Annotated in this window: 16 protein-coding genes; 6 read left to right on the top strand and 10 right to left on the bottom strand. The window is 52.5% G+C overall.

Translation table 11 applies throughout. The features are described from left to right. Positions 1-32 precede the first annotated feature (32 nt). The 3 genes from IPJ96_06940 to miaA are packed head-to-tail and all read left to right on the top strand — an operon-like array spanning position 33 to position 3155. Positions 33-1469 carry an HD domain-containing protein gene (locus tag IPJ96_06940; GenBank protein ID MBK7910084.1) on the top strand — a complete coding sequence of 479 codons (1437 nt, stop codon included), beginning with the start codon at positions 33-35 and terminating at the stop codon, positions 1467-1469. A 57-nt stretch (positions 1470-1526) separates the two neighbouring features. After that, positions 1527-2192, top strand: coding sequence for a hypothetical protein (locus tag IPJ96_06935; protein MBK7910083.1), 666 nt, complete (start codon positions 1527-1529; stop codon positions 2190-2192). 27 nt (positions 2193-2219) lie between these two features. Continuing rightward, the gene (gene miaA, locus IPJ96_06930) at positions 2220-3155 is read left to right on the top strand and encodes a tRNA (adenosine(37)-N6)-dimethylallyltransferase MiaA (protein MBK7910082.1); all 936 of its coding nucleotides are present in this window, start codon (positions 2220-2222) and stop codon (positions 3153-3155) included. 102 nt (positions 3156-3257) lie between these two features. Here the strand turns inward: miaA and IPJ96_06925 are convergent, their stop codons facing one another. Then, positions 3258-6050: an insulinase family protein gene (locus IPJ96_06925; protein ID MBK7910081.1), complete on the bottom strand. Its 2793-nt coding sequence runs from the start codon at positions 6048-6050 to the stop codon at positions 3258-3260. Positions 6051-6161: 111 nt separating this feature from the next. Here IPJ96_06925 and IPJ96_06920 point away from each other — a divergent pair, with 111 nt between their 5' ends. Continuing rightward, on the top strand, positions 6162-7907 hold the full coding sequence (locus IPJ96_06920) for a hypothetical protein (GenBank protein ID MBK7910080.1): 1746 nt from the start codon (positions 6162-6164) through the stop codon (positions 7905-7907). Between the two features lie 51 nt (positions 7908-7958). On the opposite strand, the gene IPJ96_06915 is transcribed toward IPJ96_06920, so the two are convergent. Next, positions 7959-8312, bottom strand: a complete 354-nt coding sequence (locus tag IPJ96_06915) for a hypothetical protein (GenBank protein MBK7910079.1) — start codon at positions 8310-8312, stop codon at positions 7959-7961. Between the two features lie 70 nt (positions 8313-8382). After that, the gene (locus tag IPJ96_06910; protein MBK7910078.1) at positions 8383-9765 is read right to left on the bottom strand and encodes a GHKL domain-containing protein; all 1383 of its coding nucleotides are present in this window, start codon (positions 9763-9765) and stop codon (positions 8383-8385) included. A 240-nt stretch (positions 9766-10005) separates the two neighbouring features. Between IPJ96_06910 and IPJ96_06905 the strand changes: the two genes are divergently transcribed. Further along, the gene (locus tag IPJ96_06905; GenBank protein MBK7910077.1) at positions 10006-10431 is read left to right on the top strand and encodes a response regulator; all 426 of its coding nucleotides are present in this window, start codon (positions 10006-10008) and stop codon (positions 10429-10431) included. Between the two features lie 70 nt (positions 10432-10501). Here the strand turns inward: IPJ96_06905 and IPJ96_06900 are convergent, their stop codons facing one another. The 7 genes from IPJ96_06900 to hpt all read right to left on the bottom strand — a co-directional run bounded on the left by IPJ96_06900 (position 10502) and on the right by hpt (position 21377). Continuing rightward, positions 10502-11770 carry an aminotransferase class I/II-fold pyridoxal phosphate-dependent enzyme gene (locus tag IPJ96_06900; GenBank protein ID MBK7910076.1) on the bottom strand — a complete coding sequence of 423 codons (1269 nt, stop codon included), beginning with the start codon at positions 11768-11770 and terminating at the stop codon, positions 10502-10504. Positions 11771-11986: 216 nt separating this feature from the next. Continuing rightward, positions 11987-16732: a PKD domain-containing protein gene (locus IPJ96_06895; protein MBK7910075.1), complete on the bottom strand. Its 4746-nt coding sequence runs from the start codon at positions 16730-16732 to the stop codon at positions 11987-11989. A 217-nt stretch (positions 16733-16949) separates the two neighbouring features. After that, positions 16950-18626, bottom strand: a complete 1677-nt coding sequence (locus IPJ96_06890) for an alkaline phosphatase family protein (GenBank protein MBK7910074.1) — start codon at positions 18624-18626, stop codon at positions 16950-16952. Next, positions 18616-19197 carry a phosphatase PAP2 family protein gene (locus IPJ96_06885; GenBank protein ID MBK7910073.1) on the bottom strand — a complete coding sequence of 194 codons (582 nt, stop codon included), beginning with the start codon at positions 19195-19197 and terminating at the stop codon, positions 18616-18618. Before IPJ96_06885 ends, IPJ96_06890 begins: the two co-directional genes overlap by 11 nt. A 1-nt stretch (position 19198) precedes the next feature. Further along, entirely contained in the window at positions 19199-20200 is a 1002-nt protein-coding gene (obgE, locus tag IPJ96_06880; GenBank protein ID MBK7910072.1) for a GTPase ObgE, read from the bottom strand. 50 nt (positions 20201-20250) lie between these two features. After that, a complete protein-coding gene (locus tag IPJ96_06875; protein ID MBK7910071.1) occupies positions 20251-20829 on the bottom strand; it encodes an adenylate kinase in 579 nt (192 codons plus the stop codon). Between the two features lie 8 nt (positions 20830-20837). Next, positions 20838-21377 carry a hypoxanthine phosphoribosyltransferase gene (gene hpt / locus IPJ96_06870; GenBank protein ID MBK7910070.1) on the bottom strand — a complete coding sequence of 180 codons (540 nt, stop codon included), beginning with the start codon at positions 21375-21377 and terminating at the stop codon, positions 20838-20840. A gap of 91 nt (positions 21378-21468) precedes the next feature. Here hpt and IPJ96_06865 point away from each other — a divergent pair, with 91 nt between their 5' ends. Continuing rightward, positions 21469-22611: a 5-(carboxyamino)imidazole ribonucleotide synthase gene (locus IPJ96_06865; protein MBK7910069.1), complete on the top strand. Its 1143-nt coding sequence runs from the start codon at positions 21469-21471 to the stop codon at positions 22609-22611. The last annotated feature ends 19 nt before the right edge of the window (positions 22612-22630 follow it).

Genomic DNA, 22630 nt, shown 5'->3' with positions numbered 1-22630 from the left:
TGCCCGACGGCAGCCCTGCAAGGACTCCCGCCATGAATGTTCCCCAACTGCCTGTATTCCGCATCGTTGCCGAAGAAGCCCAGGCTATGGGTACCGAAGCCTATGTGGTCGGCGGATATGTTCGCGACCTGATACTCCAACGCGAATCGAAGGACATTGATTTTGTCGTCCTTGGAAATGGCATCGATCTGGCACAACGCGTCGCCAAACGACTTGGTCACCATGTTCCTGTAAACATCTTCAAGAATTTCGGTACCGCCATGATCCGGAATGGCGAATGGGAAATTGAATTCGTCGGCGCCCGGAAAGAATCCTATACGCGGGACTCCCGAAAACCGGCTGTCGAGACGGGCACGCTGGAGGACGATCAGAAACGTCGCGATTTCACCATCAATGCCATGGCCTTGCGGCTGCAGCCGGACGGCTCTACCGAACTGCTCGATCCCTTCAACGGAATACAGGACCTGCAGGATAAGCTGATCCGCACCCCGGTGGATCCCGACCTTACGTTCAGCGATGACCCGTTGCGCATGCTGCGCGCGGCACGGTTCGCGACGCAACTCGGTTTTCGAATCGGAGATAATGAGTTCTCCGCGATCAGCCGGAACAAGGAACGCATCCGGATTGTTTCCATGGAACGGATCAGTGATGAGCTCAACAAGATCATTCAGGCAAAGAAGCCCTCCATCGGCTTCGACCTGCTCTTCCGCTCCGGCCTTTTACAGGAATTCTTCCCGCAACTCTGCCTGTTACACGGAGTGGAATACGTAAACGGAAAGGGACACAAAGACAACTTCTACCATACCCTGCAGGTGCTCGACAATGTGGCGGAAATGTCGGACGACCTTTGGCTTCGCTGGGCCGCCATTCTCCACGACATCGCCAAACCGGCCACCAAGCGTTTCGAACCGGACCATGGCTGGACCTTTCACGGACACGAAGACCGTGGTGCACGGATGGTGAAGCACATCTTCCGTCAGTTGAAACTGCCGTTGAACGAGAAGATGAAATTCGTGGAGAAACTGGTGCAGTTGCATCTACGGCCGATCGTACTGGCCCAGGAGCATGTCACCGACTCGGCGATCCGACGCTTGCTATTCGATGCAGGGGATGATATCGACGCGCTGATGATCCTGTGCAAGGCAGACGTCACCACCAAGAACGACTACAAGATCCGGAAGTACCGGGAGAATTTCGAGATCGTTCAGCAAAAGTTACGCGAAGTCGAAGAGAAGGACCGCATCCGGAATTGGCAACCACCCGTGACCGGGGAACACATCATGGAAGCCTTTACCCTTCAACCGGGTCGGGAGGTCGGACTCATCAAGACAGCCATACGCGAAGCGATCCTGGAAGGCGACATTCACAATGAGTTCAACGAAGCCTACGAATTCATGCTGAGAAAAGGTCGGGAACTGGGCCTGAATGGAAGCGACCGGAGGACCGCCACTGGTGCGGCTGACGCATGACTTTTAGCGTCGTGCGAATGGAATTCTTTTTTATTTTTGAGTACTGAATTACCACGTATGGCCATCTACCGCTTCCGGGTCACCTTTGAAGATTACGATGACGTTTACCGCGACATTGAGGTCCGTTCCAACCAGACATTCGAGGACCTCCATCACGCGATCCAAAGCGCCATCGGATTCGACGCGTCCAAGCCGGCCTCGTTCTACATGAGTAACGATAACTGGACGAAGGGACGGGAAATCACATCACGCGAGCTTTCAGAAGAGCAAGCTGCCCAGATCGCCAGTTTGCGGAAGGCCAGACTTTGCGACTATATCGCGGACCCGCATCAGAAGATTTACTACCTGTTCGATTTCAGTTCCAAGTGGGCTTTCCATACCGAGCTGACCAAGATCAGCAAGACGGAAGAGCCCGGGGCCGATTATCCCCGATGTATCAAATCTGCAGGAGAAGCCCCGAAGCAGTATGGCATCAACCAGGCAGGTCCCCTTCCCGTACCGGAAGACTTTGACCCCGATGTCGACGACATCCTGTTAGATGAGGATGAGGATGAACCGAACGATATCGAAAGCGAAACCGATGTCGCTACGGAAGATGAAGCCAAGACGATCGGCGACATCCAAAACGAATCCGATATGGAAGATTCGGAAAGCGATGACGAATTCGAGACGGCAGACGGGGATATGATGGAAGAAGACGGCCAGGACAACGACGAATTCTGATCCCACACTTACTCTTTCAAATTGCCGATGAAACCGTCTCCGGAGCACTCGCTCCTGCTTTGTATTGCGGGACCAACGGCTTCCGGTAAAACGGCGCTTGCCATTGACCTGGCACACAGATACGGAACGGAGATCCTCTCGGCTGACGCCCGGCAGTTCTATCGGGAAATGTCAATCGGGACCGCAAAGCCTACAGCGGCAGAGCTGAAATCCGTCCCCCACCATTTCATCGACTTCTTATCGGTTACCGAAGACTACAACATCGGTAAATTCGAGCAGGATGCCTTGAAGCGCCTGGATGAGTTGTTTCTTAAACACCGCATCGTGATACTGGTTGGCGGATCGGGGCTGTATATACGGGCAGTTTGCCAGGGTCTGGACGAATTGCCGCCTGGCGATCCCATTATCCGGGAAGAGGTCATCCGACTCTGGCAGGAACAGGGACTTCCAGCACTGCAAGCCGAGTTAGAAAGAGCTGATCCGGAATACTACCAGACGGTAGATCTCAAGAATCCCAGCCGGTTGATCCGGGCTTTGGAAGTCTGTCGTCAAACCGGCCTGCCGTTTTCCACTTTTCGGCAATCAAAAGCCAAACCGAGGAATTTCTCCATCGCCACACTCATCCTGAACCCTGAACGAACGGCTCTGTACGCACGCATTGACCAACGGGTCGATGAGATGATGCAGCATGGTTTACTGGAAGAAGTGCGCGGGTTACTCCCCTACAAGGACCGAAATCCCCTGGCCACCGTCGGCTATCAGGAACTCTTCCCCTACTTCGAGGGAAATTCTTCGCTCGAATCGGCCGTTGCGCTGATCAAACAACACAGTCGGAACTACGCGAAACGACAAATGACCTGGTTCCGGAAAGTACCCAACGCAACCTGGATACATCCGTCTGACAGGGCGAGCATCGTGAAATGGGCAGATACGGTGACACAGTCCTTCCGGAACGCGTCCTGATCACGGCGTTGAAGCGCGACCGAGAAGGGACAATCCCCTACTCAATTTCGAGACCAAAAAAAGGGAGCCTTTCAGCTCCCTTTAGTGTCAGCAGGTTCCCGATTACTTCTCGGGTCGAAGGACAAACCTGGCGTAGTTGTCCAGCTTCAGGTACTTCGCAGCAAATGCATTCATGTCGGCAACGCTGAGTTTGTTCACCCACTCGTTGTAACCAAGGATCTCGGTGACTTCCTCACCGTTCTGTGCACTTGAACTCATCAGGCTAAGCCAGAACTGGTTCTCCTTCAGGTTCGTTTCGCGCTCACGCAACGCGGTCTCCTTGATCTTGGTCAGATTCTTCTCATCGCACCCTTTTGTCTTCACTTCTTCGAACACGTCCAGTGCGGCTTTGGTCAGTGGCTCGACGTTATCCGGACTGCAGGAGAAATAGACGATGAACTCCAGACCGTTGGCCGGGAACTTCTTCGGGTTAGCCTGACAACTCACGCCGTATACACCGCTCTTGTCTTCACGCAGCACCTCGCGCAACCGGATGCTGAGGAGTTTGTTCAATGCGCTGACTTCATTCCGGTTCTTTCGATTGAACTCAAAATCAGTATTGAAGCGCATCATGACAGTACTGCGCGGCTCGGAGCCTTTATAGACCGTCTTATCGACTTTTCCCTTAGGAGGATACGCGTTGATATCCTGCCACATTTCGCGCTTACGAGTAGCCGGTATGCTTCCCAGATACTTCTGGCAATGGGCCTTCAATTCTTCCGGCTTGAAGTTGCCAACGAAGAAAAAGGTGAAGCCGGATGCATCCGCAAAACGCTCTTTGTAGATGGCCATTGCACGATCGAGGTTGATGGCATCTACAGACTCCGGAGTACGCGGCTTGTAGCGGGCATTGTAACCCGACATGGCATAGGAGACCGTATCCATGAAGACCGACTGTGGGTCGGAACCGCGGTTTTGCAGGAATCCCTTCTGCTTGGTGACGTACGACTGGAAGGCCGCTTCGTCCCGGCGGGGATCGGTGAAGTACTTGTAGATCAACTGGAACATGGTTTCCATGTCTTTGGGCGCACAACTACCGTTGAACCCTTCCGTCAATTCCCCAACGTATGGCAAGCAAGAAACGATCTTCCCTGCCAGGAGCTTTTCCAGGGCATTCGCGTCAAATGCGCCCAATCCTGCCTGGTCCACGATCTCGTCGCAGGAAGCAGCAGAGGGATAGTCTTTCTCATCGTATTGGGACCAGCCACCCCAGCTAAAGGACGTAAAGATCACTTCATCGTTCTTGAAATCGGTGGTCTTGCACGCGACCTTGATGCCATTGTCCAATTGCCATTCGGTAATGCCGAGTTCCTTGATCTCCTTCGTGTTCACGACCGTTCTGCCTTTCAGTTGTCCTTCGACCAGCGGTTTGTCAATCACCTTATCCTCGTAGGGTTTCAGATCCAGCTTCTCCATGCCGGTAACCATCTCGCGAATGCGCGTTTCCGTCGGCATCTTGGTCGTTTCCTTTTCCGGTGCAGTAATGATCACCACCGAATTTTGTGACTGTCCCATCCACTCTTTGGCAAATGCATTTACCTCCGCCAGCGTGATTCCGGGAACATACTTCTTGTATAAGTCATACTCAAAGGAGATTCCGGGCATCGGCTCGTCTTCCAGATAATTGCTGACATACTCACGGGCGAAATTCCTTGATTCGGTCTTGTCCCGTTCGTTGAAAGCCTTTTCGATCCCGGTCATCATATCGGATTTCTGGCGGGACAATTCTGACTCCGTAAAGCCGAAACGACGTACCCGCTCGTTCTCATCCAACACGGTTTGAAGCGCCTTCTCAATTCCCTCGCCTTTGCTGATGGCAAAGGAGTAGTAAGCATTCACATTCCGAACAAAATTCCCGTAATCAGAACCGGCAAACAGGAAAGGCGGCTCTGCCAATCGCTGCAATTCGCCCATCCGGTTGTTCAACATACCGGTAAACAATTGCTGCGCGAGTGAACGGCGATAATCGCCTTCCGTAGAACGGGATTCGACGGGTCGCTTGTAGATCAACTGGATCTGGGCATAACGCGCCTCCTTGTCCGTGACCGTACTTACGGCCAGGTTATTCTGTGCCGGCACCGGCCACTTGACCAGGGGCCGGGGATTCTGCCTGGAAGGAACGTTGCTGAAACGCGCTTTCACTTTCGCTTCCATTGCATCGAGGTCGAAATCACCAACCAATATCACGGCCATCAATTCGGGACGGTACCAGTCGTTGTAGAAGTTTCGTAGAGCGGATTGCGGACAACCTTCAATGATCTCCTTCTTACCAATGGGTAAACGCTCCGCGTAACGGGAATCCTTAAAAAGTACCGGCCAGTAGGCCCGGCGCATCCGTTCGTCGGCTCCCTGACCGAGTCGCCATTCTTCCACGACAACGCCACGCTCCTTTTCCACCTCCAGCGAATCGAATAAGAGGTTATGCGACCAGTCTTCCATGATCTGCAGTCCTTTGTCGAGGATTTCAGGCTTGTCCGTCGGCAACTGTATCATGTAAACCGTCTCATCAAAGCTCGTGTACGCATTCAGGTGCGGACCGAACTTCGTTCCGATGGATTCCAGGTAGTCGACCAACTCGCTTTTCTTGAAGTTCTTGGTCCCGTTAAACGCCATATGCTCCACGACGTGAGCAAGGCCGCGTTGACCATCGTCCTCGGCCGTTGAGCCCGCATTGACCGCAAGCCGCAATTCCGCCCGGTTCTCCGGCTTGCTGTTCTTCCGGATATAATACTTCATGCCATTAGGCAGGGTCCCGATCCGGACGGCGGGATCCAGTGGTAAGGCTTTCTGAAGGTCGTCGGCGGCATAGCCCGACAGCCAAAGCAGGGACAGTAATCCAAGAAGGAAACGTTTCATCGTATGGGAATTAGTTCTGTTCAGGCCCAAGATAGCGATTCAAAGGGTTTAGGTTTTGTTAGCAAACTGTTAAGGGAATCCTGGTTCAGCAGTGAATCAGTAAGTTAGCGCATGCATCGCCGTTCACCTTACGGGTTCGCCCTATCCCTACTCATGATCTGGTTCCTGACCAGATCCCTTTCAGTTGCCGGCTCGGAGAAATTCTCGGGCAATAAGACGCTAACGTATGAGGCGTGTATCGCAGCCTACCAGGAACTTGATCAGCTTTACCCGGAAGCAAAACTCCTGGAAGCAGGCCCGACCGATTGCGGGCGTCCCCTACGTCTTTTCCTGATCGATAACAGAAAGTCCTTTTCACCCGTCAGGCAACCGGATGACCAACGTCTGGTGGTCTTTATCAATAACGGCATTCATCCAGGTGAACCGGACGGAATTGATGCCAGCCTGATGCTCGCTAAAGACCTCTTGCGGGACCCTCAGTTACATGCACTGCTGGACAAACTCATAATCGCGATCGTACCCGTCTTCAACATCGATGGCGCACTCCAGCGCGGATGTTACAGCAGGGCCAACCAACAGGGGCCGGACGCGTACGGGTTCAGAGGGAATGCACAGTATCTTGATCTCAACCGGGACTTCATGAAAGCGGACGCTGCCAATACCCGGTCGCTCATCAGCTTGTTGATTGAATGGAATCCCGACATCCTCATCGATACTCACGTCAGCGACGGCGCCGATTACGCGGCGCACATGACCCTGATCAGCAGTGCTGCCGACAAGCAAACGCCGACGCTCGGTACGCTTACGCGTGATGTCCTTACACCGGAGATCTTTTCCCGAATGCAGGCCACCGGCGATACGATTTGCCCCTATGTCGACACCCGTCACCCTTCGGGCATTCCCGACAGCGGTATCGTTTCGTTCCTGGAAACACCACGCTTCCTGAGTGGATGGGCAGCCCTGCATCATTGCATCGGATTCATCACCGAATCGCATATGTTGAAGCCTTTCCCGGAACGGGTTAATTCAACCCACCGGATCCTCCAGGCCATCCTTAAAACTGCGGCAGAAAACCAAACGGCGATCGCTCATGCGCGAAGGAGCGCCCTTCTCCACTACCGCCACGGCGAAAGGCTTCCGCTCAACTGGATTTTGGACACTACCCGAGTCGGTACACTGGAGTTTTCTGGATACAAAGCCCGCTACCGTACAAGCAAGGTAACCGGACTCGATCGGTTATATTATGACCATGACGCTCCCTACCGGAAACCGGTTCCGTTTTATGATCACTATACAGGCATCGACTCGACCTCCATTCCCCGTTATTACATCTTGCCACAGGCCTGGAACAAGGTCGCGGAACTGCTATTGCTGAATAACGTGAAAATGAAAAGGCTATCGCAAGACTCCAGTCTCGACGTCAGCGCATACCGAATCACCAACTACAACACGGTCGATCGGCCGTACGAGGGTCATTATTTGCATTATCAGGTATCGACAAAAGCTGCTCGGGAGAAAGTTCAATGTTATCGTGGCGATTGGATCATATCGACTGATCAACCGGCCGCACGGTATGTTTTCGAGGCGTTGGAGCCAACCGCTACCGATTCTTATTTCAATTGGGGTTTCTTTGATGCCGTACTGCAACAAAAGGAATGGTTCTCCGATTACGTATTTGAAGATGTCGCAGCAGAACTACTGGAATCACAACCGGCGCTGAAACGGGATTTTCTCGAATGGAGGTCGAAGCACCCCGAATTGAATGGGGACGCCTTCGCTCAGTTACTGTACATCTATCGGCATAGTCCTAATTTCGAGACGGGTTCCATGCGTTATCCGGTTTACCGGATAGACTAAAAAAAAGAGCCGCCCTTTCGGACGGCCCTCGTCTAACCAAAAACCAGACTATCAGCTGGGATCGTAACCATCCATGACCCGGTACATCTGTTCCATCTTCACCGCCATTTCGCGGATGAGTTCGAGATGTTCCTTGGAAAGGTTGGTAGATTGTTCCTCCTGTCGGTCGATGCGCGTCGGATGAAAGGACGGCTCAACCGGTTCGGAGAGGATGTGCGATAACAATCCGTTGTAGTAGCGTTGACGCTCCGATGGTCGTAACTGTCGGATCAGCGCACGGATATTGTTGATATGTTGATCGATCTCGCGCTCGAGGTGCGCCTGGGATTCACCGGTCTTGACGATGGTCAACGGTGCTTGTTCCCGGGTCGTATTGGTGTTTTGTTTGCTTCTTCCTTGTCGCATGTTCTTCCGTTCGTTTCATACAATTTTACACGAAACGGAAGGGGAAGTTGAAGCAATTCGCCGGCGTATCTTACACGACCATGGCCGCAGCGATCAGTGCCGCGTCCTTCTGTTTTGGGACTTTAGGCCAGAAAAAACGGAAATCCGCTCCCTTGCCGAGCTCGGATTCCACCCAAATCCTGCCACCCTGGTCTTCAATGATCTTCTTGACGATGGCCAATCCGACGCCGGTGCTTTCCACGTCATCGCGACGGTTCAGCGTTTGGAAGATCACGAAAATCTTCTCGTGGTATTGCGGTTCGATACCGGGGCCATTGTCTTTGATGGAAAAGATCCAACCATTGGATTGCTCCTCACATCCGACTTCGATCTTGATCTCCGGCTTGTCGTTGTATTTGATCGCGTTGCCCAGCAGATTGGAGAACACCTGTACCAATCTCGTCTTATCACTCACAAATCGTGGCATTTCACCTTTGATGACCAGCTCCGAATTCTCCGGACTTCCGATGAAATCGAAACTGTCCTTAATCAATGCCTGCGTATCAATGAGCTCCTCATCCCCTTTCACGCGATCGGCTCTCGAATAGTCAAGAATGGCATTGATGAGATCTTCCATCCTGCGCACACGTTGTTTGATCATGTTGAAATTGGCACGGACCTCCGGAACAAGACTGTCTCCGGCATCTTCTTCGATCCAACCCGTCAGGTTTCCGATGGCCCGAAGCGGGGCTTTCAGATCGTGCGAAACAATGGAAGCGAATTTGTCCAGTTCCTTGTTCGTTTTTTCCAGGTGATGGGTGTACTCTTCCAATTTCCGGTTTTGCCTCTCCAGTTCATTCTTCTGACCCGTAATCCGTTCAATGATCACGTTCTTTCCGCTATGCAGGTTGTTACTTTGAGCGGCAACCAGGAATACGCCGAGAATAAAGGTTGTCAACGCGTCTTGATGTATGAGAGACGAATCGTTGTTGAACAATGCGTAACTCGTCATGGACGTGTACTCCGTGGCGTAGAATAGGAAGATGATACTGGCCACCGCGAGTGCCGTGAGCCATTTGCCGGCTTTTGTCCCGAGTAACATGAAGGCCGTCATGATGATGACGCACATGTAGATCGTTCCGGTATTGAGTACTCCGCCGGCAGTATAGGCCTGGATATGCACCACGGCAAAACCGATGACCACCGATATCAGGTAACTCACGGGCAACTTGTGCCAGTCGCGAACCTGATAGAAATTGATCAGGAGAATCGCGCTCAAAACGAACAGCGTCCAGCTCAAGGTACTGGAGGTGGAAAACGCACCCAGGATCTGGGCTGCCGTCATGAAACTGGCCAGGAAGCTCGTGAATGAGTAGATCCTGAACAACGCAAAACGCTGACGTTCAATCAGATCATCGTGCGGAATACTGTCAGCCAGTTCTTTACGAACCAGCTTTTGAAAAATCGCCTTCATGCGGTGTTAACTTTTTGGGCCAGACTTCTCTACGATGCAAATCATCCGGAGATTCCAAACTGTAAGATACAGCAGCAGAATGTGATTGAAACGCTATCCATGACCGGGTTTTGAGCTTCACGGCCATCCACGATACCACCCGTGAATTCGGTTTTCATTACATTTACCCCCTGTAATCCTGTGATAAACGGAACCTCCGCACCAGTTTCCCGTAAACGATTAGTACTGAACGCTATGCCGATGAATCAAATTGTCAACATCCTCATGGTCGACGACGACGAAGTCGATTGTATGAATGTTCAGCGGGCATTCAAGAAGAGTAACATTCTGAATCCGTTGATCATCGCACACAATGGAGTCGAAGCGCTGGATCGTTTGCGCGGCACCAACGGCGCTGAAAAGATTGCCCCTACCCCCCGGATCATCCTGCTGGACATCAATATGCCGAAGATGAACGGCCTTGAGTTTCTCAAGGAGCTTCGAGCCGATAAGGAACTTCACAACATCAGTGTATTCGTCATGACGACCTCGAATGACGACAAAGACCGGATTGAGGCCTATAACTACAATGTAGCCGGCTACATCATCAAGCCGATCTCCTTCGAGAACTTTGTCGCAGCGGTATCGATCCTGAATAATTTCTGGCAACTCTGCGAGCAGCCTTGAACCGGCGCTTTAGCATATCAATAAAAAAGGGGCCTGTTGAGCCCCTTTTTTATTGATATGACAATTGTGATTACGCCACCAGCTTGAAGTGCTTGTAGATCTCCGACATGCTGGAATGCGAATCCTCCAGTGCCTGCGGAAGTTGCGTTGCGATCTCCGTCAACAGACCATCGATGTCCTCAAAGGTGTGCAAACGATTGAGCGGAATGCGCAGGCCGGTGTTGTTGTACGAAACACTCGGGAAGACACTCAGGTTGAAATAATACCCCTGGTTCATCATCCGGCGGACCATATTATAGCCGGTATCCGGCTTCCCGACCCCGATAAATCCGATCGGTGAAATGGATTCGTTGATGAGCGGTAACTGCAACTCTTTCGCGCGGCGGTTGAAATACTCCACCTTCGTTCGCATCTCTTCCTGAAGCGAATAGATTTCCGGCGACAAATGAATGCGGGCGGAAGCGGCCGTGGCGCCAAGCACCATGGGCGGCATCTGGATAGAGAAAATAAAGGCCTTGCTCGTGTTCTTGATCAGCTGATATTCCTTCTCGTCAGGATATATGAGCAAACCGCCTGCGGAGCCGAACGCTTTCGTCAAACCGGTTGTGAGATACAATCGAGGATGGTACTCGCCTTGTCCCAGTACCCAACCGGTTCCATTCGGACCGGCCCAGCTCATGCCGTGAATGTCGTCGAGGTACAAGTGCAATTGCTCATACTGGTCGGCGAGACGGAAGAGATCCTTGACCGGTGCGAAATCCCCTTGCATCGAATAAACACCGTCTGCCATATACCAGATCTTCCGGTAGTTGTCCTTCAGCGCTTTGATCCGTGATTCGAGCATATCGAGCCGGTTATGGCGAATGACTTCCACCCGCACATCCCGGTTCCGGAGAAACTGAACGGCAGTTTGCACCGAATCATGCACCTGCGAATCGAGGATTACAGCATCATCATTTCCGACGAGGATCGGGATATTGGACATATGACCGACGGTCAATGACTGCAACAACAACAAAGGTCTCCCGAACATCTTTCGCAAAAGATCTTCCGACTCCTCATAATAATACGAGGACACATAGGCTCGCGAGGAAGAAAACTGTGTTCCATACCGGTTGATCGCTTCGATCGCCCCGGCCTTTAACCGCTCATCGTGCTCCAGTCCCAGGTAACCGCAGGATCCGAAGTACAACATCCGCTTACCAGAGATCGTGATGTGCCGCCCATCGAGGACCGAATCCTCAGTGTGCTGATGCACGATTCCCAATTTGGCGGCAATAGACGCCACCTGGTTGACGATCTCCGTCACCATTTCATGTTTACTCTTTAAATCACTCATGCTCCAGTAGTGATGTTAGCTCCAATTAATGGATGGTTCGCAGTCTCCTCTAAGAACAAATGTATACGGTGAACGAAAATCATGTTGCGTTCAGGATCACCTTTTTTAGCCGGACTTTTCAACATAGGGGACTACCCCTTGTCATGGTTTATATGACAAGGCCTAAAAGCAACAAAGCCGCCTCAGGGGCGGCTTTGCGAGCTATTTCAACTGGAATTATCGAACCAGGTTCACGTGTCCGATGACTACATCGCGCTTGTCGTTCACGTCAATGACCGCGATACGGTAAACGTAGGTATCAGCCTGAGCCGGGGAACCGTTAACCTTACCGTCCCATCCGCCTTCGAGCGTGTTCCACTCGAAGATCTTCAAACCCCAACGGTCATAAATGGCCCCTTCCAAACGGATGACATTGTACGAATACGCCTTGAAAACGTCGTTTTTCAAGTCACCATTTGGTGTAAAGGTATTTGGAACAAAGAGTGTCGAACTGGGGCGCAATTCGATACGCTGATAGGTGGTATCAACGCAACCGTTATAATCGATCGCCACGAGCCGGATATCATAGATTCCGATCTCCGGGTAGATATGGAGCGGGCTGTAATCGGTGGAAGTAGTACTATCACCGAAATCCCAGAAGAAGAATCCCGGGCTGCTCGTCTGGTTCGTGAAATTGACCATGGGGTAAATGTCACTGGCCTGGGAGGAGTTGGTGCTGAAATCAGCCACGGGCGGCGCGAAGATGTTCAGGGCGTTCGGACGAATCATCGTAGTGGCACATCCGCTGTCGGACCGTACCGTCAGACTTACGGTGTACCAACCCGAATTACTATAGATGTGAACCGGGTTCTCCTCTTCCGAGGATGTACCGTCACCGAAATCCCAGAGATACGAAGTGATCGGACCGGTGGAAGGCTGCGCCAGACTCGTGAGGTTGGTCTCAAAACCAAGACACACATTCTGGGTGCTGAAATCCGCCAACGGTCGTGGAATTACCCGGATCAGACCGTCGGTACTGTCCTGGCAACCGTGATTGCTTGTGATGAGTAAGTGAATCGGATAATTCCCCTGCTCCTGATAAGTATGCGTCGGGTTCGATTCCGCGGCAACGGAGCCATCACCAAGTGTCCAATACCAATCGCTTACGAAACCATCCGGTATCGTGGAACCGTCCGTGAATGCCACTGCATCATCTTCACAAACGTAGGGCACAGTGAAGGCCGCGTCGGGCAAGGCGAATACATTGGCGACACGACGAATCGAATCGGTACATCCCGCTGTTGAGGTTACCAGCAAGGTAACCGGGTAGGAACCGTAACTGGCGTACAGATGATTGAAAGACGGATTGGCCGAGGCGGTATTGTCGCCCAGATTCCAGCTCAACGAGAGCGGCGTAGCGTCGCTGATCGACGAAGTGCTTTCAAAGAGGATCGGAACCCCTGCGCAAACATCCGAATGGTTGAAGCCGGCAACAGGTTTTGCATTGACCCGTACCGTCTGGCTGACGGTATCGCGGCAACCGGCATCGGTGGTGATAATCAGCGTAACCGGAAAATCGCCGGCAGTCTGATAAGGCACCTGCGCATTCTGATTGGAACTGTTGACTCCGTTCCCAAAATCCCAGGCCCAGGCGCTAACGTTTCCACTGGCGACGGAAGACTGATCGTCGAAACTGATGGAATTAAATTGGCATACAGGTGCAGTATTTCCGAAAGCGGCTACCGGTAAGGGGTTAACCCGAACTTCCACCTGGTCCGTATCCTTACACCCGAAACTGTTCGTCACGATCACATCGTAGGTACGGGTTCCCTGGGGGGCCACATTCCAGTTCTGCGTCGTCACACCTCCCGAGTTCAACCACAGGTACGTATCACCTCCAGTCGCATAGAGCGTAGCGGATTCACCGAAACAGATCGACTGGTCAGTACCGGCATTGGCCACCGGAACAGGCCGTACATTCACCCGAACAATGTCGGTACCCGTGCACCCATTGGCATCCGTAACAAGGACTTGATAGTCCGTGGTAGCGGCAGGCGAAACAACGATCGATGCGCCCAACAAGCCGCCGGGTGACCATTCGTAAGCAGCACCACCTGAACCTGTCAGTGTAGCATTGAAACCGGGGCAGATATCCTGATCCAGTCCGGCAACCGCGGTCGGTAACGGATGAATGGTAATGGCATTCACGACCGTATCGCGGCAGCCCGCATCGGACGCCACGATCAATTGGACCTGATAATTCCCATCCAGCGGGTAAGTACTGTTCGGATCTTGTGCAGCGGACGTCTGGCCATTGTCAAACGTCCAACTCCAGGCTGTCACTGACCCGGACGGTATCTGCGAAGCATCCGTAAAATCGATCGTCGAATTCCTGCAGGCAGGGGCGGTAGAAGAAAACGCCGCTACCGGTAAGGGATTCACCGTCACCCGAACAATGTCGGAACCGGAGCAACCGATCGCGTCGCTGACCTGTACCGTATAATCCGTGGTCACCGTCGGTGACACTGTAATGCTGGATCCGTTGAGGTTACCAGGTTGCCAGGTAAAAGAGCCAATCGGCGAGACAGCCGTAATGGTGATACTGCCGCCTTTGCAAATGGCCAGATCATCACCGGCATTGACCGAAGGCATCTGATTGACGTTGATGGTAACGCTGGCGGTGGAAGTGCAACCGGCTCCGCTGGTGACGGTAACGGTGTAAGTAGATGTCGATGTCGGGGTAACGTTGACACTCTGTCCGGCGAGTGCACCCGGATTCCATTCGTAACTCGCTCCCCCTCCTCCATTCAACGTCGCCTGTTGACCTTCGCAGATCGTTTGCGGATTGCCGGCATTTGCAACCGGAAGCGGATTGACGGTAAGGGTGGCAGGATCACTCGCTGTACATCCGTTTCCATCAGTTACAGTAAGTGTATAGGTCGTGGTAACAGTAGGACTCACCGTAATGGATGATTGGGTTGATCCCGTATTCCAGGAATAGCTCGAGAATCCCGCTGGCCCGGAGATCACGGCTTGTTGTCCTTCGCAGATCTGGGCGTTGTTGACGGTGACGGTTGGATTCGCATTAACGGTGACGTTGCTCTGAACCGTACTGGTACAGCCCGCTGCGTTAGTGACTGTGAGCGTAACGGTATAATTTCCCGAACCGCTGAACGTATGCGAGGGATTTTGTGATGCGGAGGTGTTGCTTCCGGAAGCCGGGTCTCCGAAATTCCAGGACCACGCGTTAGGCGTACCTAGCGACTGATCGGTGAACGACATCGGCGCACCCTGACAAACACTGGCAGATGTGAATTGCGCAGTCGGGATGTTGGTGTTCACGGTAATCTGTTGCTGGATGGTATCGGAACATCCCGTAGGCGTCTCCACGATCAACGTAACCTGATAGGTTCCGTTGGCGGCATACTGATGCTGAGGATTTTGTTGAGCGGATGTGTTACCATCCCCGAAATTCCAGCTCCAGGTGGAAATCGAACCACTGCCGACTGCGGTCTGATCCGTGAATTGAATCGGTGCGCCACTGCAGTTGTTGGTGAAACTGAAGTTGGCCACCGGAACGCCGGATCCGGGCGTGATGTTAACGGTATCGGTGTTGGTACACTGTCCGTCGTTTACTGTCAGCACAAATTGTCCGATACCAACTCCATTGAGGTTTTGGCCCGGGATGTTTCCCGGATTCCACGCATAGGAGTAGATACCACTGCCGCCGGACGCGCTTCCACTGAGGTTGGCTGTGGCACCACAGGAAATGGCCTGGTCCGGTCCCGCATCCGCTTCCACTCCGCGAACGGTGAAGCAATATGAATAGATCTGTGTTCCGATGTAGGGGCAGTTATCGTCTGCCACGGTTGCCGTAAAGCAATAGGGCCCGCCGATGTCGGCCTGTGTAGGCGTCCAACTGAAGAAGGCGGAATCACGCTGACCACCGGTCATGGTGAGCGTAGCACCCGGAATACCGAAGTCCCAGGTGATGGTCGTGGTATTGGGTGCATCAGCATCGATGGATGCGATGTAGAAACTGAAAGGCTGATCCGCACACAAATTTCGTGAGAACGAAGGCGTTCCGTTAATACCCGTCAAAGTGGGTAAGAAGTTGTTGCAGTTAAGCACTGTCAACTGGATATCGCGTTCAACCTGCCCGATCAGTACACCATTACGATACTCGTTGACCAAAACTGCGAAAACGGTTACATCCTGTTGTGTTGGCGTAATGCAGAAGTCACCGGTACTTGTGTTGAAGGACGCGGGAGGTGCCGGTGGTGTCGAGATGACAGGCTGGGTACTTGAATAGCCGCCATTGTACGATACCGTGGTGCTCGCACCGCCAAGTGAGATGCTGGTGAGCGGGTTGATAAGCTGATAGGACAGTGAATCTCCGTCGACATCAAACGCGCCGTGATTGAAACAAAAACGCTGACCTACGCAGGCGAACGGAACGGGATTGTTGGAGAAGGTCGGCGAGTTATTGCAAAGGCCGTTGGTATTGTCAAGTTGCGAATACACGACGAGGTTCTCTGATCCGGGATTCGCGATGGTCGTGATAGCGGAATTTCGGCAGCACTCGCTATGGGTAAAGATCCAGTCGGCACAGGGGCCGGGCAGGGTGACCGTTGCTTCATAAATCCATTCTTCGATCCCGGTGAAGGTTCCTCCATTACACGGGCTGGCCGCGGTCGGACAAACCGGCGATATCTGGTTGGGTATAGGACTTACCGGATTGAGCGTTACGTTGAAAGGGCCCGGGAAACAAGTCGAATAATATTCAGTCAGAATCGACGCGGGAGCAGGGATACCCGCACAGTCTCGATAAAAGGAAAAACGAAGTCTGTATTGATTCCCTCCGAGGCATTCATACGTGAGGTCGGCACCCATGGCATGACTTGCGCGAACGTCTTGCCGTATTCCGAGAAAGCCAAAAGAGAAAGCGGTAAGGAATGCAAGGAGTAGATTCTTCCTTTTCATAGAAACTAGTATTAGAGGAGTTGACCAGGTAATATTGTCACCTGATTTATCCGGAACTAAAAATAACCAATTCGCCGTAAATCAGCACATTACAGGTAGTTAAAAGTAAGGGAGTTTTTATCAACAACCCTTCAAATTTGGCCGAATAGGCCCTTATGGCTGGTCAATCCACACCAGGCTTGGGTGAATGGGGTGTTTGCAATGGTAAAATGAGAAATTACGGCCGCTCAACGATGGACTGAATGGCCTTTCCCGTGGTGCCGTTGGGGTTTTCAACAGACAATAAAACCGCGAGGGTCGGTGCAATGTCTTTGACCGATACGGGAGCAGCCGTAGCACCAGGCCGAATGCCATAACCCATGAAGACGATCGGAACATGGGTGTCGTAACTGTAGGCAGCGCCATGAGATGTTCCGGTCTTTACATACCAGTCCAGCCAACCGGGCTTCAACTGTACAGATACATCGGCTGAACGTTGCACATTGAACCCTCGCTGCATCAGAGAGGCAATGCCGTCACGTTGCAGATAGCGCCCCAATTCGCTGCCCGATAGCGCCACCGCAACCCCGGGGAAAGACGAAACCAATTGGACGACCCGTGACTGCACTTCCTCGAGCGACAATTTCTTAGCGGCAATTTCCGCACGGTTCAGATAGATCGCGTTCGAGTTTACATTCAGCAAGAGTGTATCGGACAAATAAGTCCTGGCAAGAAATTTCTTAAGCGTATCCCCGAGCAGATCTTCTTCGAAAAATCCCGCCGGCACATGATGATCGTCGTTGTACTGGGGATTCGCCACCGCGCCATGATCAGCGGTCAGGAACACGAGATAGTTTCCGGTGCCGACCTGACGGTCAAGCGCGCTCAGGAAATCTCCCAGTTCGCGGTCCAGTCGCAAATAGGTATCCTGTACTTCAATCGAATTGATACCAAATTGATGCCCGATATAATCAGGAGAAGATAAACTGACTGCTAAAAAATCAGTCTCCTCTCCTTTTCCCAATTGCTCACCCGCCAAAGCGGCCTTCGCGAACATGAACGTGTACGTATTTCCGAATGGCGTGCGACGGATCAATTCTCCATCGGTCTTTTTCAATTCAGCCAGTTTGTGTGGGAAAACCGGAGCAGTTTCTCCCTTGAACTTCCCTTCGTACGGAGAATCGTCTGCTGTACTTTGGGTGTATTCGCGAATGGGCAATAAGGTTTCCCACGAATATTGCAGCAACGAGTCGGCAACCTTCCGTTCGTTGAAACGCGTCACCCAATCCGGTAAGGCGTTCATGTAATACGTACTGGTCACCCAGTTGTCGAGATACGGGTCGTGCCAATATGCGGCATTGGCCCGGTGCCCGCCGGGCAATATCGCGCCACGATCCTTGAGGGCTAACGCAATGACCTTGGAGCGATCGTTGGTGGCGAATCGAAGTTCATCCGTGATCGTGGTCGTCAGCAGGCGATGTGGTGACATTTTCCCGGAGATGGAGGTTGTCCCGACCGGTTTTACGGTCGTATCGTTGACACAATACACCCCTTTCCTGCTCTCGCGATCGAACCATTCATTCGAAATGATACCGTTTACCGAGGGCGTAGTCCCGGTATAAATACAGGCATGACCGGGAGCCGTATAGGTCGGCACGTAATCGAAATGAGCGTCCTGGCAGGAAAATCCTTCCCGCAGTAATCGCTTGAAGCCCGTTTCTCCATATTGATTCCAATACCGATAGAGATAATCATAACGCATCTGGTCTACCACAATACCGACCACCAGACGAGGCCGGTCGGGTCCTGTGCTTCCCCCGGGATTGACTTTTGATTTCTGTGCCCGGCCAGTCGTGAAACTGGCGAGCAAACTGCAAAGGAGGGTAAGTCTCAGGAATGAAAATTTACGTTGCATGAGCGATGGGGTGCTTTTCTATTCTAACGATGACAAGATAAGCCAATACGCCAAGGACGGTTCCCAGCAAGGCTGCGCATAGGATATCCCCGGGATAATGTACGCCAAGATAAATGCGGCTATAGGAAACTACCGCTGCCCAGGCAAACATCGGGTACCAACCGGCACGACCGTGTCTGCGCGAGAATAACAACCACAAGAACGTTGCGAGTGCGAAGGTATTAGCGGCGTGTGAAGACACGAATCCATACGGGCCTCCGCAATTACCGTCAACCAAATGCAGTTTTCCTTCCAGCTCCGGAACATGACAGGGACGCGGACGTTGTACCAACGGCTTGATCACGCCGGATGCCAATTGGTCACTGGCAGTGATCAATAAAGCGATCACGACCAGGCGGACGAGAAATCGTCCGGGCAATGCCTTGTATAGCTTCCACGCAAAATACGCGTAGAGCGGCAACCAGACAAACCGAGCGCTGATGAAGGTAAAAACGGAATCGAGCCAGGGGGCATGTATCCCGTTGAGGGCTAACAGCAGTTGCGTGTCAATCGCGTCGAGTCGCTCCCACATCTCAAGGCTGCTCCGGTTTGTTCAAGGTCGCCCAAAGTGCATCCTTCAACCGATCGATCCCCATGCCGGTAGCAGAAGAAATGAATACGGCCTGTACACCCTTTGGCACTTCCGACTGCATGGCTTGCAGTAATTCCTGATCCAACAGATCGCACTTGGTAACAGCGAGCACCCGGTCCTTATGCAACAACTCCGGGTTATACTGTTCCAACTCGTTAACAAGAATCGCATATTCCCTGCGGATGTCTTTGGAGTCGCAGGGAACCATGAAAAGCAATACCGAGTTGCGTTCAATGTGTCGCAGAAAACGCAAACCCAATCCCTTACCAGCATGGGCGCCTTCGATAATTCCCGGTATGTCAGCCATTACGAATGAACGACCATCCCGATAGGATACGATACCCAGATTCGGCACCAATGTCGTGAACGGATAATCGGCAATCTCTGGCTTGGCGGCACTGACAACCGACAGCAACGTACTCTTCCCTGCGTTCGGGAATCCCACCAACCCTACGTCGGCAAGGATCTTAAGCTCCAGTATCTTCCATTCTTCACGACCCGGTTCGCCTGGCTGTGCGAAGCGTGGAGTCTGAAGCGTGGAGGTCTTGAAGAAATTATTCCCCTTCCCTCCCCGTCCGCCGGGAACCAGTACTTGCTCCTGTCCGTCTTCCGTGATCTCGAACAGGACTTCATTCGTCTCCGCGTCCTTTGCCACCGTTCCGATGGGAACATCGAGGATCTCATCTTTGCCGGAAGCACCCGTCTTCAGTGCATTCGACCCTTTCTCACCTGGCTCTGCGATTACGTGCTTCCGGTATTTCAGGTGTAAAAGTGTCCACAGTTGCTTGTTACCCCGTAGAATAATGCTGCCGCCTTCTCCACCGTCACCGCCGTCGGGCCCACCCTTGGCCGTATGCTTGTCTCGGTGAAAATGAACGGATCCAGGGCCGCCAGCACCGCTGCGACAACAGATCTTTACGTAATCGACAAAGTTGGAAGACATCTGCGCTGGCCCTGCTGCTCAATTAATATTTTTAGTGCCGGACTGAATATTCAGGCCGGGTATCGGTCAATCTGCGTAGTAAGTGACTGGAAGATCTCATCAATGGTTCCCAAACCCTGGATCCCATGAAACTTCTGTTGCTGAGAATAGTACTGCTTAAGGGGCGCGGTCTTCGCATTGTATTCTACAATCCGCTTCGCAATCACCTTTTCGTCCTGATCATCCGCTCTGCCGGACTCCTTTCCCCGGTTCAGTAACCGACGAATCAATTCTTCATCCGGAACTTCCAATGCAAGCATGCAGGTTATGGCTGTGTTATGACGCTTCAACAAGGCATCGAGCGCTTCCGCCTGCGCAGTGGTTCTGGGGAAACCATCGAAGATGAAGCCTTTACCATCCTTATGCTGCTCCAGCCTCGACTCGATCATACCAATCACGACCGCGTCGGGAACCAGCAAACCCTGATCCATCAACTTCTTCGCCTCTATTCCAAGGGTGGTCTGATTCGCCACTTCGCTCCGAAGAATATCCCCGGTCGATAGATGAACGAGGCTATAACGGGCGATCAGTTTCTCCGATTGGGTGCCTTTACCGGCTCCCGGCGGTCCGAAGAGTACGAGGTTCAACATGGCGATGATCAGGAATTGGCAAGCTTATAGATATCGTTAAGGTTTCGACCCAGGCCGTCGTAATCCAGGCCAAAGCCCAGTAAGAAGTCGTTAGGAACTTCGAATCCGACATAGTCGAGTTTGACTTCCCGTTTCAATGCGGCCGGCTTGAATAACAGACTGGCAAAAGAAATCGATGCCGGCTGTCGTGCATTCAACTCATCCAGAAGGTGAACGGCGGTTTCTCCGGTATCGACGATATCTTCAAGAATGATGACATGCCGGTCCCGGATTTCCATCGTCAAACCCACAAGGTTCCGGACATTCCCGGTCGATTGCGTCCCCGAATAAGAAGCCAGTCGGATAAAGGCGATTTCGCAATCGCCCTCATATCGCCTGAACACTTCTGCCCCAAAAAGAAAGGCACCGTTCAAGACCACGACGAATACAGGTCGTTTGCCCGAATATCGCCGGTTGATCTCCGCGGCCATCTCGTCAATCCGCGTTGTGATCGTACTGCTGGGAATGGAAATCTCGAAACGCTTATCGCGTACAACGATGGTGGACATAGGCCGGCCGGCTAAGGCGCAAAAGTAAGCCGAAACTCGCCCTTGTGCAATGTTCAACGGTACTCCGGGATTGAGTATTTTCGTCCTCGAAATGGCGGGCAATCCCTCAGTTTCTGCTAAAATCGGCATCCTGGGCGGAGGCCAATTGGGGCGCATGCTACTCCAGAAAGCGGCCGACTGGAATCTGGTTACACATGTATTGGATCCAGACCCGAACGCGCCTTGCAAAGACATCGCGAGTTCCTTTACCATCGGCCATTTTAATGACGAAGCTGCAGTATACGAATTCGGCAAGGAGCTTGAGGTCCTGACTATCGAAATTGAACACGTCAACACCACCGCACTGGAACGGCTGGAACAGGAAGGAAGAAAGATCTTCCCACAACCGCGCGTCATCCGGCTGATTCAGGATAAGGGAGCTCAAAAATCGTTCTTCCGTGAACACGGAATACCGACTGCTCCATTCACGCTGGTCAACAATAAAAGTGAAATCCTGTCCGGCGGTACTGAACTGCCGGTCATGCAGAAACTACGTCGTGGAGGCTACGACGGCAAAGGTGTTCAACCTTTGCGGAGCACTGCTGACCTCGATATGGCCTTCGATGCTCCGAGCGTGCTCGAAGCCTGGGTACCCTTCGAACGGGAAGTCGCCGTTATCGTCGCACGGAACAGTCGTGGTCACTGCAAGGCATTCCCTCCGGTCGAGATGGATTTCAACAAGGAAGCCAACCTGGTCGAATTCCTGTTCTCCCCTTCCAGTCTATCCCCGGCCGTTGCGGCTGAAGCCGAACGCATCGCACGACAAGTTGCCGAAGCCCTTGATATGGTAGGCGTGCTGGCAGTTGAAATGTTCCTCACTACAACCGGGGAACTGCTGGTCAACGAACTGGCTCCACGTCCGCACAACAGCGGCCATCACACCATCGAAGCCAACCAGACCTCCCAGTACGAGCAACACCTGCGCGCCATCCTCGGACTGCCCCTGGGTGATACGTCCATCATACAACCTGCAGTGATGGTGAATCTGTTGGGTGAAAAAGGATTCGAAGGCCCGGCTCGCTACGAGGGTCTCGAAGAAGCCCTGTCTATTCCGGGTGTGCATGTACATTTATACGGCAAACTGCTGACGAAGCCATTCCGAAAAATGGGGCATGTTACAGTCTGTCATCCGGACCTGGAAGAAGCACGGCGTATTGCCAGAACCATACGCGATACACTGAAAGTAAAAGCATAACCTCCATATATCCACCCAA

Source organism: Bacteroidota bacterium, from assembly GCA_016713765.1.
GTDB lineage: Bacteria > Bacteroidota > Bacteroidia > AKYH767-A > 2013-40CM-41-45 > Pollutiaquabacter > Pollutiaquabacter aromativorans.
The sequence above is the reverse complement of the archived record's forward strand: the minus strand, read 5'-3'. Positions and strand labels throughout refer to the sequence as shown.

Coding starts and splice junctions, on each gene's coding strand:
- IPJ96_06940 (MBK7910084.1), top strand. CDS start 33: ATGAATGTTCCCCAACTGCCTGTATTCCGCATCGTTGCCGAAGAAGCC.
- IPJ96_06935 (MBK7910083.1), top strand. CDS start 1,527: ATGGCCATCTACCGCTTCCGGGTCACCTTTGAAGATTACGATGACGTT.
- miaA (MBK7910082.1), top strand. CDS start 2,220: ATGAAACCGTCTCCGGAGCACTCGCTCCTGCTTTGTATTGCGGGACCA.
- IPJ96_06925 (MBK7910081.1), bottom strand. CDS start 6,050: ATGAAACGTTTCCTTCTTGGATTACTGTCCCTGCTTTGGCTGTCGGGC.
- IPJ96_06920 (MBK7910080.1), top strand. CDS start 6,162: ATGCATCGCCGTTCACCTTACGGGTTCGCCCTATCCCTACTCATGATC.
- IPJ96_06915 (MBK7910079.1), bottom strand. CDS start 8,312: ATGCGACAAGGAAGAAGCAAACAAAACACCAATACGACCCGGGAACAA.
- IPJ96_06910 (MBK7910078.1), bottom strand. CDS start 9,765: ATGAAGGCGATTTTTCAAAAGCTGGTTCGTAAAGAACTGGCTGACAGT.
- IPJ96_06905 (MBK7910077.1), top strand. CDS start 10,006: ATGAATCAAATTGTCAACATCCTCATGGTCGACGACGACGAAGTCGAT.
- IPJ96_06900 (MBK7910076.1), bottom strand. CDS start 11,770: ATGAGTGATTTAAAGAGTAAACATGAAATGGTGACGGAGATCGTCAAC.
- IPJ96_06895 (MBK7910075.1), bottom strand. CDS start 16,732: ATGAAAAGGAAGAATCTACTCCTTGCATTCCTTACCGCTTTCTCTTTT.
- IPJ96_06890 (MBK7910074.1), bottom strand. CDS start 18,626: ATGCAACGTAAATTTTCATTCCTGAGACTTACCCTCCTTTGCAGTTTG.
- IPJ96_06885 (MBK7910073.1), bottom strand. CDS start 19,197: ATGTGGGAGCGACTCGACGCGATTGACACGCAACTGCTGTTAGCCCTC.
- obgE (MBK7910072.1), bottom strand. CDS start 20,200: ATGTCTTCCAACTTTGTCGATTACGTAAAGATCTGTTGTCGCAGCGGT.
- IPJ96_06875 (MBK7910071.1), bottom strand. CDS start 20,829: ATGTTGAACCTCGTACTCTTCGGACCGCCGGGAGCCGGTAAAGGCACC.
- hpt (MBK7910070.1), bottom strand. CDS start 21,377: ATGTCCACCATCGTTGTACGCGATAAGCGTTTCGAGATTTCCATTCCC.
- IPJ96_06865 (MBK7910069.1), top strand. CDS start 21,469: ATGGCGGGCAATCCCTCAGTTTCTGCTAAAATCGGCATCCTGGGCGGA.